General features: G+C 32.8%; 13 protein-coding genes and 5 tRNA genes. All 18 read right to left on the bottom strand.

Annotation, left to right across the window (positions count from 1 at the left end; genetic code table 11):
- Positions 1 to 26 precede the first annotated feature (26 nt).
- On the bottom strand, positions 27 to 578 hold the full coding sequence (nusG, locus tag KW502_RS03335; RefSeq protein ID WP_219039126.1) for a transcription termination/antitermination protein NusG: 552 nt from the start codon (positions 576 to 578) through the stop codon (positions 27 to 29).
- A 12-nt stretch (positions 579 to 590) separates the two neighbouring features.
- The gene (gene secE / locus KW502_RS03340; protein WP_219039127.1) at positions 591 to 788 is read right to left on the bottom strand and encodes a preprotein translocase subunit SecE; all 198 of its coding nucleotides are present in this window, start codon (positions 786 to 788) and stop codon (positions 591 to 593) included.
- A 72-nt stretch (positions 789 to 860) separates the two neighbouring features.
- Positions 861 to 933: transfer RNA gene (locus tag KW502_RS03345), tRNA-Trp, on the bottom strand.
- Between the two features lie 58 nt (positions 934 to 991).
- A complete protein-coding gene (gene tuf / locus KW502_RS03350; RefSeq protein ID WP_219039128.1) occupies positions 992 to 2179 on the bottom strand; it encodes an elongation factor Tu in 1188 nt (395 codons plus the stop codon).
- Positions 2180 to 2288: 109 nt separating this feature from the next.
- Positions 2289 to 2360 (bottom strand) — tRNA-Thr (locus tag KW502_RS03355).
- A 64-nt stretch (positions 2361 to 2424) separates the two neighbouring features.
- Positions 2425 to 2497 (bottom strand) — tRNA-Gly (locus KW502_RS03360).
- Between the two features lie 39 nt (positions 2498 to 2536).
- A tRNA-Tyr gene (locus tag KW502_RS03365) sits at positions 2537 to 2618 on the bottom strand.
- A 41-nt stretch (positions 2619 to 2659) separates the two neighbouring features.
- Positions 2660 to 2733: transfer RNA gene (locus KW502_RS03370), tRNA-Thr, on the bottom strand.
- 292 nt (positions 2734 to 3025) lie between these two features.
- Positions 3026 to 3916, bottom strand: a complete 891-nt coding sequence (locus KW502_RS03375) for a tyrosine-type recombinase/integrase (RefSeq protein WP_219039129.1) — start codon at positions 3914 to 3916, stop codon at positions 3026 to 3028.
- 74 nt (positions 3917 to 3990) lie between these two features.
- Positions 3991 to 4185, bottom strand: a complete 195-nt coding sequence (rpsU, locus tag KW502_RS03380) for a 30S ribosomal protein S21 (protein WP_219039130.1) — start codon at positions 4183 to 4185, stop codon at positions 3991 to 3993.
- A gap of 135 nt (positions 4186 to 4320) precedes the next feature.
- A complete protein-coding gene (locus KW502_RS03385) occupies positions 4321 to 5487 on the bottom strand; it encodes an acyl-CoA dehydrogenase family protein (RefSeq protein WP_219039131.1) in 1167 nt (388 codons plus the stop codon).
- Positions 5488 to 5572: 85 nt separating this feature from the next.
- Entirely contained in the window at positions 5573 to 6448 is an 876-nt protein-coding gene (locus tag KW502_RS03390; RefSeq protein ID WP_219039132.1) for a ComEA family DNA-binding protein, read from the bottom strand.
- A gap of 11 nt (positions 6449 to 6459) precedes the next feature.
- Complete coding sequence (locus KW502_RS03395; RefSeq protein ID WP_219039133.1) at positions 6460 to 8553, bottom strand: amino acid carrier protein; 2094 nt, start codon at positions 8551 to 8553, stop codon at positions 6460 to 6462.
- A gap of 133 nt (positions 8554 to 8686) precedes the next feature.
- The gene (locus KW502_RS03400; RefSeq protein ID WP_255554026.1) at positions 8687 to 9730 is read right to left on the bottom strand and encodes a potassium channel family protein; all 1044 of its coding nucleotides are present in this window, start codon (positions 9728 to 9730) and stop codon (positions 8687 to 8689) included.
- The gene (locus KW502_RS03405; RefSeq protein WP_219039134.1) at positions 9720 to 9950 is read right to left on the bottom strand and encodes a PspC domain-containing protein; all 231 of its coding nucleotides are present in this window, start codon (positions 9948 to 9950) and stop codon (positions 9720 to 9722) included. The genes KW502_RS03400 and KW502_RS03405 overlap by 11 nt, the downstream gene beginning before the upstream one ends.
- Positions 9951 to 9965: 15 nt before the next feature.
- Positions 9966 to 11246, bottom strand: a complete 1281-nt coding sequence (locus KW502_RS03410) for a DUF2851 family protein (protein ID WP_219039135.1) — start codon at positions 11244 to 11246, stop codon at positions 9966 to 9968.
- A 131-nt stretch (positions 11247 to 11377) separates the two neighbouring features.
- Positions 11378 to 12355 (bottom strand): PLP-dependent cysteine synthase family protein, encoded by a 978-nt coding sequence (locus KW502_RS03415; protein WP_219039136.1) that lies wholly within the window; start codon positions 12353 to 12355, stop codon positions 11378 to 11380.
- Positions 12356 to 12472: 117 nt separating this feature from the next.
- Positions 12473 to 13711 (bottom strand): ABC transporter permease, encoded by a 1239-nt coding sequence (locus KW502_RS03420; RefSeq protein ID WP_219039137.1) that lies wholly within the window; start codon positions 13709 to 13711, stop codon positions 12473 to 12475.
- Between the last annotated feature and the right edge of the window lie 4 nt (positions 13712 to 13715).

Consider the following 13715-nt stretch of genomic DNA (forward strand, 5'->3'; position numbering starts at 1 on the left):
AATAATTCTATATAAGTGTAACAATTCTAAACTTTTTCTACTTGCATATAACTCAATTCTAATGGTGTTTTTCTTCCAAAAATCTTCACCATCACTTCAAGCTTACGCTTTTCTTCATTTACTTTTTCAACAGTTCCATTAAAACCATTAAAAGGACCATCGATTACTTTTATCGTTTCTCCTACATTATAAGGTATAACTACATTATCTTGTCTAACCGATAACTCATCAACCTTACCTAGCATTCTATTTACCTCAGACATTCTTAACGGCACTGGGTCACCTCCTTTAGTTTCACCTAAAAAACCAATCACACCATTAATACCCTTTATCACGTGAGGAACCTCACCTTCTAAAGCCGCCTGAACCATAATATAGCCCGGAAAATATACACGCTCTTTATTGATCTTCTTTCCGTCTCTAACCTGAACCACTTTTTCAGTAGGAACTAAAATCTGCTCAATATAATCTTCTAATCCTTGGTGAGCGATTTCTTTCTCTATGTAGTCTTTAATCTTATTCTCTTGACCACTTACAGATCTTACCACATACCATTTTTTCGCTTTATTCTCTGCCATATACTAGTAATCTTATGATTTAACCCAGTTAAAATACTGCTCAATTAAAGAACTAAAAACCTTATCAACACCAAAAATCAGTAAAGAAAAAATAACTGAAAATACAAGTACGATTACGGTTAGTTTTTGTGCTTCTGCATAAGAAGGCCAAGTAACATGATTCTTTAACTCATTGTAAGACTCTGATATGTAGTTTACGATTCCTGCCATTATATCTATATATTAAAAAACTTTAATTAAAAATTAAAGTTTAAATAAATTCAGAAAATTAATTCTAAAAAGCACGGGTTGAGAGGCTCGAACTCCCGACACCTGGTTTTGGAGACCAGTGCTCTACCAACTGAGCTAAACCCGTAAATATAAGCTAAGGTATTTTAAAGTATCAAAATACCTTAGCTTTTAAATATCTAAAATTAGTCTAAAATTTCAGTTACCTGACCAGCACCTACTGTTCTACCTCCTTCACGGATAGCAAAACGTAAACCTACATTCATAGCAATAGTCTGAATAAGCTCAACAGTAATAGTTAAGTTATCACCAGGCATCACCATTTCTACACCATCAGGCAAGTTAATAGTACCAGTAACATCAGTTGTTCTTACATAAAACTGAGGACGGTAGTTATTATGGAATGGAGTGTGACGTCCACCTTCTTCTTTTTTCAAGATATAAACCTCAGCTTTAAATTTAGCATGTGGAGTTACAGATCCAGGCTTAGTAATTACCATACCTCTAGAAATCTGAGACTTCTCAATACCTCTTAATAAGATACCAGCGTTATCTCCTGCTTCACCTCTAGCCAAAATCTGACGGAACATCTCAATACCAGTAATAGTAGAAGTTAATTTTTCAGCTCCCATACCGATAATTTCCACAGGATCTCCAGTATTAGCTACACCAGTTTCAATACGACCAGTTGCTACAGTACCACGACCTGTAATAGAGAATACATCTTCAATAGGCAATAAGAAAGGCTTATCTACATCACGCTCTGGTAATTCAATCCAGTTATCAACTGCTTCCATTAATTCTAAAACAGTCTGAACCCATTTATCTTCACCTTCTAAAGCTCCTAAAGCAGAACCAGAAACAACAGGACCATTATCACCATCATACTCATAGAAAGAAAGTAAATCCCTAACTTCCATTTCCACTAACTCTAAAAGCTCCTCATCATCAACTAAATCAACTTTGTTTAAGAAAACAACGATTCTAGGAATTCCTACCTGACGACCTAAAAGGATATGCTCACGAGTTTGAGGCATAGGACCATCTGTTGCTGCAACAACTAAGATAGCACCATCCATCTGAGCAGCACCAGTAACCATATTCTTTACATAATCGGCGTGACCTGGACAGTCAACGTGTGCGTAGTGACGGTTAGCAGTCGCGTATTCTACGTGAGAAGAGTTAATTGTAATACCTCTTTCTTTTTCTTCCGGAGCATTATCAATTTGATCAAAAGCAGAAGCTTCTGAATATCCTGCATCCGCTAATACTTTAGTAATCGCTGCAGTTAAAGTTGTTTTTCCGTGATCTACGTGTCCAATTGTACCTATATTTAAGTGCGGTTTGGAACGATCATAAGTTTCCTTTGCCATAATTAATACTTATTTAATCTTAGTTATATATTAGTGTTCAATTTATATAAACATAAAACTCAACAACATTATATGCTGTCAAGTATAAGTTGAAAATGAATTCAACTAGAGCCAACGACGAGAATTGAACTCGTGACCTCTTCCTTACCAAGGAAGCGCTCTACCCCTGAGCTACGTCGGCCTTAAAACCAACCTGCATCAAACAGATTAAGCCCTATTTAGCCTTGATATACTCAAGGAAATAGAGCGGGAGACCAGGTTCGAACTGGCGACATTCAGCTTGGAAGGCTGACGCTCTACCAACTGAGCTACTCCCGCATTCCAAAAATTAATTTAATCTAAACTAAAATTCAGTTGTGGGGAGAGCAGGATTCGAACCTGCGAAGACGTAGTCAGCAGATTTACAGTCTGCCCTCGTTGGCCGCTTGAGTATCTCCCCAATGGTTTGTTTTTCAAAACCTTCATTATTTCATAGAACAGAGCCGATGGAGGGACTCGAACCCACGACCTGCTGATTACAAATCAGCTGCTCTAGCCAGCTGAGCTACATCGGCGTTATGTTCAACTTTTCTTTTCAGAAAAGAACGTTATCGCTAACGGAGCGCAAATATATAGCAGTTTAGCTTTACTGCAAAACTTTTTTTAATTTTTTTTTAATTTTTTTTCAATGAATAAACAAAAACTAATTAAATATAAACACAAATATCTAATTTACAACTATTTATACAAATCTTGAAAATTTATCTTTTTTGAAATATTTTTTCTGTTATACAACTTAAATGGTCTCAGCTTATTGTTCACTATCTAATCAAAAAATTAAATTATCTTCAGACTAAAACAGTACAACTATTTAATTTTATTTCTAGGATGATAATTAGCGTACACTTTACTTAATTCTTTAATACTATTGTGAGTGTAAACTTGTGTAGATGCCAAGCTTGAATGCCCTAAAAGTTCTTTAACTGAATTTAGATCTGCCCCTTCATTAAGTAAATGCGTAGCAAAAGAATGACGAATAATATGCGGACTTCTTTTTAATTTTGTTGACACTCTACTAAAATAAGTGTTTACAAGCCTGTAAACAAAGGTATCATACAACTTGCTACCTTTATTGGTTAACAGTAAATATTCATTATCTTGAATAAGCTCTAATAGGTTTCTTTCTCTTAAATACAAAGACATAGTTTTTTTTATGCTCGGCAAAAGAGGTACAATGCGCTCTTTATTTCTTTTTCCTAATATTTTAATCTGCGAAGCTTCAGTATTAATATTATTCAATTTTAAATTAATTAACTCTGCTCTACGCATACCTGTAGCGTAAAACAATTCTATAATTAATTGGTCCCGCAGTCCTGAAAAACCTTCAGCATTAAAATTAGCCATGACCTCTTCTACTTCTTTAGTTGAAAATGGTAACTGAACTTTTTTAGAAACTTTGAGAGATTTATGTTTAAGTAATGGCGAAACTTCTATTTGTTTAGTATGAAGAAGAAATTTATAGAAGGTTTTTAACGATGAAATTTTACGATTAATACTTCTATTACTTATACCAGCGGTTACTAAACTAACTACCCAAGATCTAATCATGGAATAGTTACATGCTGAAATATTATTTTCATTAAAAGTTTCTTGTACAAAATGCGAAAAATCTGAAATATCTTTTTGATAAGCATTTACCGTATGTAAAGAATATTTCTTTTCATACTGAAGATAATCTATAAATTGAGGTAAATGCATAAAAAAACTGTTGGTAAACAAAGTTAAGAAACTTTACGCACCAACAGTTTGAAATAAGTATGATCTAAAAAGAATTAAATATTCTCTTGATCTTTTAAACGTTGAATATATCTTGCCTTCTGAGTTTTATCTCTATTAACAAAAGAAGGTTTAGAAAAATTTTCACGACTCCGCAGCTCACGCATAGTCTTTGTTTTGTCGAATTTTCTTTTGAAACGTTTTAAGGCTCTTTCGATATTCTCTCCGTCTTTAACCGGTATAACTAACATAGTTTATTCACCTCCTTTCACTTAAAAATCATGAAGGGCAAAATTAAAACTTATTTTAACATTTCAAAGTATTTTTTTGATGATCATTTTGGCGATAATTTCTTATTAGCATTTTTGCCAAAACAATCAAAAACTTTATGTCGCTGGTTTGTATTCTTTTTTATCGATGATCATTTTGGCGATAATTTCCCTTAAAATTTCACTGGTACCACCGCCTATTGGGCCTAATCTACTATCACGAAGCATTCGCGCTAATGGATAATCTTCCATATAACCATAACCTCCTAAAAACTGTAGGCATTCATCGATGGCTTTATCTGCCATTTTTGTAGATAATAATTTAGACATCGTCGCCTCTTTCACTACATATTCTCCATGACCTAAGCGCTGAGCGGTTAAATAATTAAACTGCTTACACATTTCTGCTTCACTAGCAATGTCTGCAATACGGTGACGAAGTGCTTGAAACTTATCTATTGTCTTTCCAAATGCGGTACGATCACTCATATATTGTAACGTATAATCTATCGCGCTTTCAGCTCTAGCGTGTGCATTAATCCCCATAATTAAACGTTCTAGAGCAAAATGCTGCATAATATAAGGAAAACCTTTACCTTCTTCTCCCATTAAATTTTCAGTCGGGATTTTTACATCAGTAAAAGATATTTCTCCTGTATCTGAAGCTCTCCATCCTAATTTATCTAATTTTGTAGAGGCTATTCCAGGTGTATCACGGTCTATTACGAAAATACTCATTCCTTTGTTTCCATCTTCTGGATTAGTTTTGGCTGCAATCACCAAATAATCTGAATATACGCCATTGGTAATAAATGTCTTAGAACCATTTAACACGTAATGATCTCCATTTTTTATAGCGGTAGATCTCATCCCTGCAACATCAGAACCTCCAAAAGGTTCTGTAATACAAAGACAACCTATTTTTTCTCCTGTAATACTTGGTGCTAAATATTTTTCTTTTTGTTCGTGACTACCTTCTTTATTTAAATGCGTCATCGCTAAATAAGCGTGAGCCCACATAGCTGCAGCAAAACCACCTGAATTTATTTTCTGTAGTTCTTCTAAAAAAATAACCGTATAAAAAATATCCAGATCTAAACCACCATATTGCTCAGGATAGTTAATGCCGAAGAAACCCATTTCTCCAAACTTCTCCCAAATAAAACGTTCTATAGTTCCTGTTTTTTCCCATTTATCTAAATGCGGTACTACTTCTTTTTTTAAAAAGTCACTAAGGCTTTTTCTAAATAAATGATGCTCTTCTGTAAAATATGTTGTGTTCATTGTATTGTTGAAATTGAAATTTGGTAATATTTACTGCTAATTAAACGTAAAATTAAGTAAAAAACAATCCGTTCTTTAAGGAATTCTAATTTATTTTAACGTATAATTTAATTCTATCTATTTTATAAGCTGGAAAAGATTCTATTTTTGCTAATTCTTCAAAAGATTTAATTCCTTCGTGTAGTTTTCGGTATTCTATAATTTCTCTAGCCAATTCATAGTTAAAATAAATTACTTCTGAAAGTTGAATGAGTGAGGCCTCATTAATTGAGATTTTTTCAATTTCGACAGGTTGTAAAACCGTATATTCTTTTAAGATGTTTTGTTCTGTTTCATACGGCAAACCATAAATATCTTTCAGCTGAATATCATTTACGAAACCTCCTATTTTTAATCTGTAATTAATAATTCGCTGGCTTAACTTCTCTCCAATTCCATAAACCTCTATTAATTCTTCCCTTGTAACAGTGTTTAGATCTTTTCTTTTTGCTGAATATTTTGAAGGTTTGGAATAATTTTTATTAGTAAGATTTCTTTTTTTCACCCATTCTGGAAAATTAAATGAAGGTGATATTTTATTGAATATAGAATCTGAAATTTTTGTGATAATTTGAAATTCTCTAGCCGAATTAATCCATTTTCCTTGAGCTCTAAAATCTTTTAGTCGTTGTATTTCCACTAAACTCATCCCTAATCGATAACCTCTAGAATTATTTATATAGTTAGGATTGAAAGGATAAATGGTATCTTTTTTAGGTTTTTGATTTTCTTTTTTAATAGAGTCTAAAAAACGTTCTACTTCTTTTAATTGTTTCTGTTCACTCGCTGATAATTGATCTTTTATAGGTAAATGATGTACATAATACATACCGCCCATAGCGATCAAAATTAAAATGATTAATAAAAAAACCCCACTTTGTTGTTTGGGCATAAACACAAAATGGGATTTTTTAAATTTCATAAGATGAAAGTTTACGCGGTTTTACCTTTTATATATAAATCGCCAGATTTTACCTTTTTAAAATATTCTCTTAAATCTTCTCTTACTTCACCAGACATAATATAAAGTCCAATAATATTTGGGAATGACATTGCTAAAATCATCATATCTGAAAATACCAATACGGCACCTAAACTAATTGAAGACCCTACTACTACAAAGATTAAGAATAAAAATTTATAAATCATCTCAGATTTTTTACTTCTTCCAAATAAATATGTCCAAGCTCTCATTCCGTAATAAGACCAAGAAATCATTGTTGAAAAAGCAAATAAGAATACGGCTGCTGCTAATACATATGGGAACCAAGAAATAACACTTGCAAACGCATCTGATGTTAATTCTACACCTCCAATACCTTCTACTTCGTGCATACCTGTAAACACTAACACTAAAGCCGTAAGTGTACACACGACTACTGTATCTATAAAAGGTTCTAATAACGCCACAAATCCTTCTGATGCTGGGTGGTTGGTTTTAGCTGCACTATGTGCGATTGCTGCTGAACCTACACCTGCTTCATTTGAAAAGGCTGCTCTTTGAAAACCAACTACTAAAACACCTAACACACCACCTTTTAATGCACTAGGTGAAAAAGCTCCATCTATAATTGCATTAAACGCCGGACCTATATTCTCTATATTTACACCAATAACTGTTAAAGCTCCTAACACATAAACTAATGCCATTATAGGAACAATTTTACCGGTTACTTTTGCTATACTATTAATACCGCCAATAATAACAACTCCTACAAGAACTGCTATTACAACACCAAACCAAAAACCATTTCCGTCTAGCATAGGAAATTGACCTGATAAAATTTCAAAAGATTGATTAGCTTGAAACATGTTACCACCTCCAAAAGAAGCTCCTACACCTAAAATGGCAAAAAAGCCTGCTAAAAATTTACCTAAACCTTTCATATTACGCTTTTCTAAACCGTAACGTAAATAGTTCATTGGTCCTCCGAAAATACGACCGTCTTCAGTGATATTTCTATACTTCACCCCTAATGTACATTCTACAAACTTAGAAGACATCCCTAATAAACCCGCAATAATCATCCAAAAAGTAGCTCCAGCTCCACCTAAAGAAACCGCTACAGCAACTCCAGCTATATTTCCTAAACCAACGGTTGCAGAAACTGCTGTTGCCAAGGCTTGAAAGTGTGTAATGTTTCCTGGTGCGTTAGGATCGTCATATTTTCCTTTGGCTAAATCTAATGAATGTTTAAAACCTCTAAAATTGATAAACTTCATTCTTATCGTAAAAAATGCAGCTCCTAATACTAGCCAAATTACGATAAAAGGGATGCTATTTTTTTGAAGATCTCCGTTAGGATGTGTTAAAGCTACGGGATCATCATATTTTATTTCAGCTAAATAATGTGCTCCTTGTTCAATTAAATCTTCTGTACTATTTGGATCAAAAATTTCGTTTCCTTCTTTAACTAAATATTTTAGTTCTCCATTAGCTAAAGCAAATACAGCCTCTTCTTGTTCACCATGTTGTACAATCGCCAGTTTGTCTCCTTTCTTCACTTTTGCTCCTTCTGGTTTTAACCATTTTTGCAACGTGTAAATTTCTTTTGTTTTGGCAGACCAACTTGGAGTAGCTATTAATTTTACATCTGCATAAACTACAGGATCGTAAATACCAATAGCTGCAAATGGATCCCAAAATAAAACAGCCGACATATTATCTACGACCGGCTGAAAAAATCCATTAAAATGTTCTGTAATCGACTCTGCTTTAATTCGGTAAGAATTAGTAACGGAATTACCTTTAGCATCGGTAACAATTACTTGATAACTCACACCTTCCACCAAGCCCGTCGCTTTATTAGACTTCAAAGAAGTTTCTTTGTTAGACCATTTATAAGAGTATGGTGGCGTGCCTCCTTTGATAGTTAAGTCGATAGTACCATCATTAATTAAAGTGGATGGATTAATGATATCAGCTTCTACTACAAAATCTTGATTGCTATCTGTTTGATTAGATTGCGCACTCATCACGCTGATTGAAAAACATAAAAATAATGCTGAAAGCAAATACTTTCTCATAAAATATTATAGTTTTATTAATAGAAATTTAAATGTTAAAATTTAGAAAGGCACCAATATCCTAAAAAAAAATGCTATTTCAAAGGCTTAGGAGTTAAAATGCAAAGTAAATGTTAATAGAATTCGATTTAAGCTATAGTTTATAAGTCTGTTTAAGCTTTTCTATTTGCGAAGGTTTTCCTATAAAAATTAACTTAGAATTCTTTTTAAGCACCATGTTTGCATCGGGATTAACGCTATAATTTCCTTCTGGATCACGGTAGCCAATTACGGTGCACCCCGTTTTTTTACGAAGATCTAATTCTTTAATCGCATGCTCTTTTCCGTCGCTACAAATATGATCAAAATTAATTTCTTCTATATTAATACTTCCTTCTTGTCGAGAAACAGAAAGATGTCCCAAAAATTCAACTAAATCTGGAGTAACCACTAAACTTGCCATATGATCGCCCCCTATTTTATCTGGCATAATCACATTATCTGCACCAGCTAATTTTAATTTATAAGTTGTACTTTCTTTGGTAGCTCTACTTATAATTTTTAACCTATCATTTAGCTGTTTAGCCGAAAGTACAATAAAAACGTTATCTGTATCTCCAGGTAATGTACACATTAAAGTTGATGCTCGGTCTATACCTGCTTGTTTAAGCACCTCATCTTCTGTAGCATTACCGTTAATATAAAGCATTCCAGAATCATATAAAGGTTCTAATACTTTTTCATCTTTATCTATAATCACAAAACTTTTATGATAAGCTTTTAATTTGCTTACTGCCTGCATTCCATTTCTTCCATAACCACAAACTATGACGTGATCTTTTAATGAATCAATTTTAGACTTCACTTTTTTTGCTCTTAAATTTCCTATATTATTTTTACTTAAAATATATTCGGTAATTACTGAAATTGCATAACCCACAAAGAAAATACTACATATAATGTAAGTAGAGGTAAGTAATTTTTCTAACGGACTTAATTTTTGTACTTCACCAAACCCAATTGTACTAATGGTGATGACTGTCATATAAATCGCATCAATCCAACTATAACCAGAAAAAAACTTAAACCCAAATATTCCTACTAAGAAAACACCTACTAATAACAATAAGGCTATTCTAAGTCTAGAACCGAGTTGATTTTTTAATGAAAATTGTTGTAGCGGATTTTTATAAATCAAAGACTGAGGTTCGTTTAGTATAAATTAAATCTTTTAATCTTAACCAAAAGGCCAAAGTTAAATAAACAGCAAAACCAACGCCTAAGGTAGCAAAAGAAACATAAATAAAAAATAACCGAACACTTTTTACACGCATACCTAAACGATCTGCCAATCGAGAACTCACATAAAAACCGTTACGCTCAAAATAATACCTTATGTTAGAAATGAACCTTTTCATACCTACAAAGATAGTTTATGACATCTTGCTTTGCAATAAACTTGTACCAATTTCACAATGCAAACATTTATTTAAATCACAATAATTAGATTTTAAATGTAATAAGGCTTGAGAATCTAAAGCATGACTAGCCGTATTTTTTCTTAAAATATTAAACTTTTTAACAGTCGAATTCTCTTCTGATGTGATAGAAGTCAAAATATCTAAAAGAGATTCTATTTCAACTTTATCTACAGATTTTTGATAAGCAAATTTTAATGGAATAATTGTATTAATAATAAGTAAATCTATAAATTTCTTGCTCAATCTTTTCTTTGTGCTTTTATTTTCTTTACCAAAAGAATAATGGTTTTCCCAATAAACAGAAGTGGTCACATCAAAAATACCATATAACTCTTCTAATGTAGTGCTAGATTTTAATTTACTGAATAATGTTTTATGCTGAAGATACAACTGCGCTAACTGTGATAACCTAAGGGTAGGAAAATTATGAGGGCGCAACCTAAAAAAAGCTGGCTTTTCGTGAATAGAATTAAGTTTAAATTTTTGCTTTACATACTCATACTCTTTCTGAAGCTGAAGAAAATAGGCATCATCTATGTCTACATTTAACATATTTGCCTGTCCAAAAAACAAAGCTTCTAAACTAAGTTCTTCATTAATTTTCCTCACTGTTGAAAATGGAATAGAACTGGCCATTTGTAAGAAAACTGTTCCATTTTTATTCAAGCCAAAATTTTTAGTTAACAACTTAAAAAGAACCGCTTCCCAATCGTTTTCTGAATTCTCTAAAAGCTGAAAAATTAATTTAGATTTTTCTTGTAGGCGTTCTACATATAAACGTTCTAGCCAATTTTTTAGTAAGAAATCATGAACACTAGCAAAATTTGTTTCACAATTAATCCATTTTTCGGGACCGTTAACTAAATTAAGGTAATTCTGTAAAGTATACTCGTGAACGTAATTTTTAAGTTGAAGGGTAGGAATTTTAGTTTCATCTTTACGAAACACCTCTACATTATGCTCCCACACCACATGTAAAATTACATTATCATAATTAGCATCTTGTTCATGTTTATGCGCATACCAATCGCTTGATTTTAGATGAATCTCAACATTACCTGCCCAAACTTGATCTGCAATTTTTAGTTTCGCATTAAAAAAATCTGGCCCTGAAGATTGTAAATTATGCTGACCAACATTGAGTAATTGAAGTGTTTCCGCTTCGGTGGTTTTCGCAGTTAAAAAATCAAACTTTTTAAACTTCCAGAGGTAATGTAAAAAATCTTCTTTCATTCATTCTACATATTTTTAACGATATGAAAAATTTCTTCTTTTATATCTATGGTAAGTTAAAGAATTTTAATTAAAAAACCTCTTACATTTCTGCAAGAGGTTTTTTAATGATTAGAAAGGTTTAAAAATGATTACATAAAACCTTGTTCTTTCATCCATTCGTCATTGTAGATTTTACCAATATATCTACTCCCGTGGTCATGAAAAAGCACCACCACTACATCATCTTCTTTAAATTCATCTTTCAACTGAATTAAACCTTTGATAGCGGCTCCTGCAGAGTTTCCTAAAAACATACCTTCTTCTTCTGCCAATCTTCGGGTATAAACCGCAGCATCTTTATCGGTAACTTTCGTAAAACCATCGATAATATCAAAATTTACGTTTTTAGGTAAAATATCTTCACCTATACCTTCAGTTACATATGGGTAGATTTCTTTTTCATCAAACTCGCCAGTCTCATGGTATTTTTTAAATACAGAACCATAAGTATCTACGCCCCAAATTTTCACATTAGGATTTTTTTCTTTTAGATATTTTCCAACTCCAGAAATAGTTCCGCCAGTGCCTACACCTACTACAAAGTGAGTTACCTTTCCTTCGGTTTGCTCCCAAATTTCCGGACCAGTACTCTCGTAATGAGCTTGCGTATTGGCTAAATTATCATATTGATTTACATACCATGAATTTGGTCGTTCTTCAGCAATTCTTTGTGCGACAGAATAATAAGAATCTGGGTGTTCTGGTGAAACATTGGTCGGGCAAACAATTACTTCGCAACCTACGGCTCTTAAAATATCCATTTTCTCTTTACTTTGCTTATCGGCTAGGGTGCAAACCATTTTATAGCCTTTAACAATTGCCGCTAAAGCTAAGCCCATACCAGTATTTCCAGAAGTACCTTCAACTATTGTCCCGCCAGGTTTAATTAATCCTTTCTCTTCAGCAGCAGCAAGCATTTTTACTGCCATACGATCTTTTACCGAATTTCCGGGATTAAAGGTTTCATACTTCGCTAAAACTAAAGCAGGAATATCTTCTACTAATTTATTTATTTTCACTAAAGGCGTATTCCCTATAGTTTCTAATATATTGTTTTTATAATCCATTTTTTTTGCAATTTTTCCAACTGCAAATATAAGAATTAGATATTGAAATAGAAGTTAAGTGTTTAAAGTAAAAGCTAAGTATTAAATTACGAACAATACTATCTAAAAATTTAATACTTACTCAAACCGAATTGACTTGGCAGGAGTAATTTTAGTAATGATATAGGAAGGGATTAATAGCATAAACATACAAAGTGCCAACGTGCCTACATTTATGAGTGTGATAAATTCCCAACTTAAATAAACAGGAGCTTCGGTTACATAGTAAGTTTCGGGATTTAGCGGAATGATTTTAAAGTATTTTTGAAGAAGTAATATTCCAAGTCCAATTACATTTCCGTAGAGAAGTCCTTTAATTATTAAATAAGCAGCATTAAATAGAAAGATTTTACGGATGCTCCAATCTGTACTTCCTATTGCTTTTAGCATTCCTATCATTTGGGTACGTTCGAGAATAAGCACGAGCAAAGCGGTAATCATGTTAATGCCCGAAACGATAATCATAATTCCTATAATTAATGCAATATTAAAATCGAACAAAGAAACCCATTCAAATATCGAAGGATAAGCTTGGCGAATGGTTTTTGCATCTAGAAAAGAGCCAATATTTTCATACACCTCTCCTCCTTTTTGATCTATTTCTTGAAAATCATCTACAAAAACTTCAAAATTCCCTACTTCGTTTTTATCCCATTTATTCAATCTACGCAACTGGTTAAGATCGGCAATTAGAAAAGTTTCGTCAAACTCTTGAAACCCCGAATTAAAAATACCACTCACCTCAAATGCTACTAAACGCGGACGATCACTATTCTCATCGTTCATAAAATAGACGATCACTTTATCCCCTACCTTAAATTTTAGGCGTTTAGATAAATATTGCGAAATTAAAATTTGAGTGCTGTAACCTTCTTTTTGATAGGTTGGAAGTTCTCCTTCTATTAAATACTCTTGTAGATAATCCCAACGGTAATCTGTGCCTACGCCTTTTACAATAATCCCTTCAAAATCGGTTTCGGTTCTTATAATACCGTATTTAGTTGCTACCCCTTGAATGTGGTTTATTCCTTCAACAGCATTAAACTCAGGGTAAAAATCTTGGTCGGTCGATATAGGTTTTTGAGTTTCTTGAGAATTATTATTATTTAAATTATTAATAATAATATGACCATTAAAGGCTGCTATTTTATCTCTTATTTTTTGCTCTAGGCCTACACCTGTAGCTACTGCAATAAGCATCATAATTACACCCACAGCAATTGCCGTCACTGCAATTTTAATTATTGGTGCCGATATACTACTTTTATAATCTTTTGCGCTTATTAAGCGTTTAGAAATAAAATATTCAAAATTCAAAAGA

It is taken from the genome of Mesonia aestuariivivens, assembly GCF_019311235.1.
Taxonomy (GTDB): Bacteria; Bacteroidota; Bacteroidia; order Flavobacteriales; family Flavobacteriaceae; genus Mesonia; species Mesonia aestuariivivens.

Excerpts from the sequence above, each read along its gene's own strand:
- nusG (WP_219039126.1), bottom strand. The coding sequence starts at position 578 with ATGGCAGAGAATAAAGCGAAAAAATGGTATGTGGTAAGATCTGTAAGT.
- secE (WP_219039127.1), bottom strand. The coding sequence starts at position 788 with ATGGCAGGAATCGTAAACTACATATCAGAGTCTTACAATGAGTTAAAG.
- tuf (WP_219039128.1), bottom strand. The coding sequence starts at position 2,179 with ATGGCAAAGGAAACTTATGATCGTTCCAAACCGCACTTAAATATAGGT.
- KW502_RS03375 (WP_219039129.1), bottom strand. The coding sequence starts at position 3,916 with ATGCATTTACCTCAATTTATAGATTATCTTCAGTATGAAAAGAAATAT.
- rpsU (WP_219039130.1), bottom strand. The coding sequence starts at position 4,185 with ATGTTAGTTATACCGGTTAAAGACGGAGAGAATATCGAAAGAGCCTTA.
- KW502_RS03385 (WP_219039131.1), bottom strand. The coding sequence starts at position 5,487 with ATGAACACAACATATTTTACAGAAGAGCATCATTTATTTAGAAAAAGC.
- KW502_RS03390 (WP_219039132.1), bottom strand. The coding sequence starts at position 6,448 with ATGAAATTTAAAAAATCCCATTTTGTGTTTATGCCCAAACAACAAAGT.
- KW502_RS03395 (WP_219039133.1), bottom strand. The coding sequence starts at position 8,553 with ATGAGAAAGTATTTGCTTTCAGCATTATTTTTATGTTTTTCAATCAGC.
- KW502_RS03405 (WP_219039134.1), bottom strand. The coding sequence starts at position 9,950 with ATGAAAAGGTTCATTTCTAACATAAGGTATTATTTTGAGCGTAACGGT.
- KW502_RS03410 (WP_219039135.1), bottom strand. The coding sequence starts at position 11,246 with ATGAAAGAAGATTTTTTACATTACCTCTGGAAGTTTAAAAAGTTTGAT.
- KW502_RS03415 (WP_219039136.1), bottom strand. The coding sequence starts at position 12,355 with ATGGATTATAAAAACAATATATTAGAAACTATAGGGAATACGCCTTTA.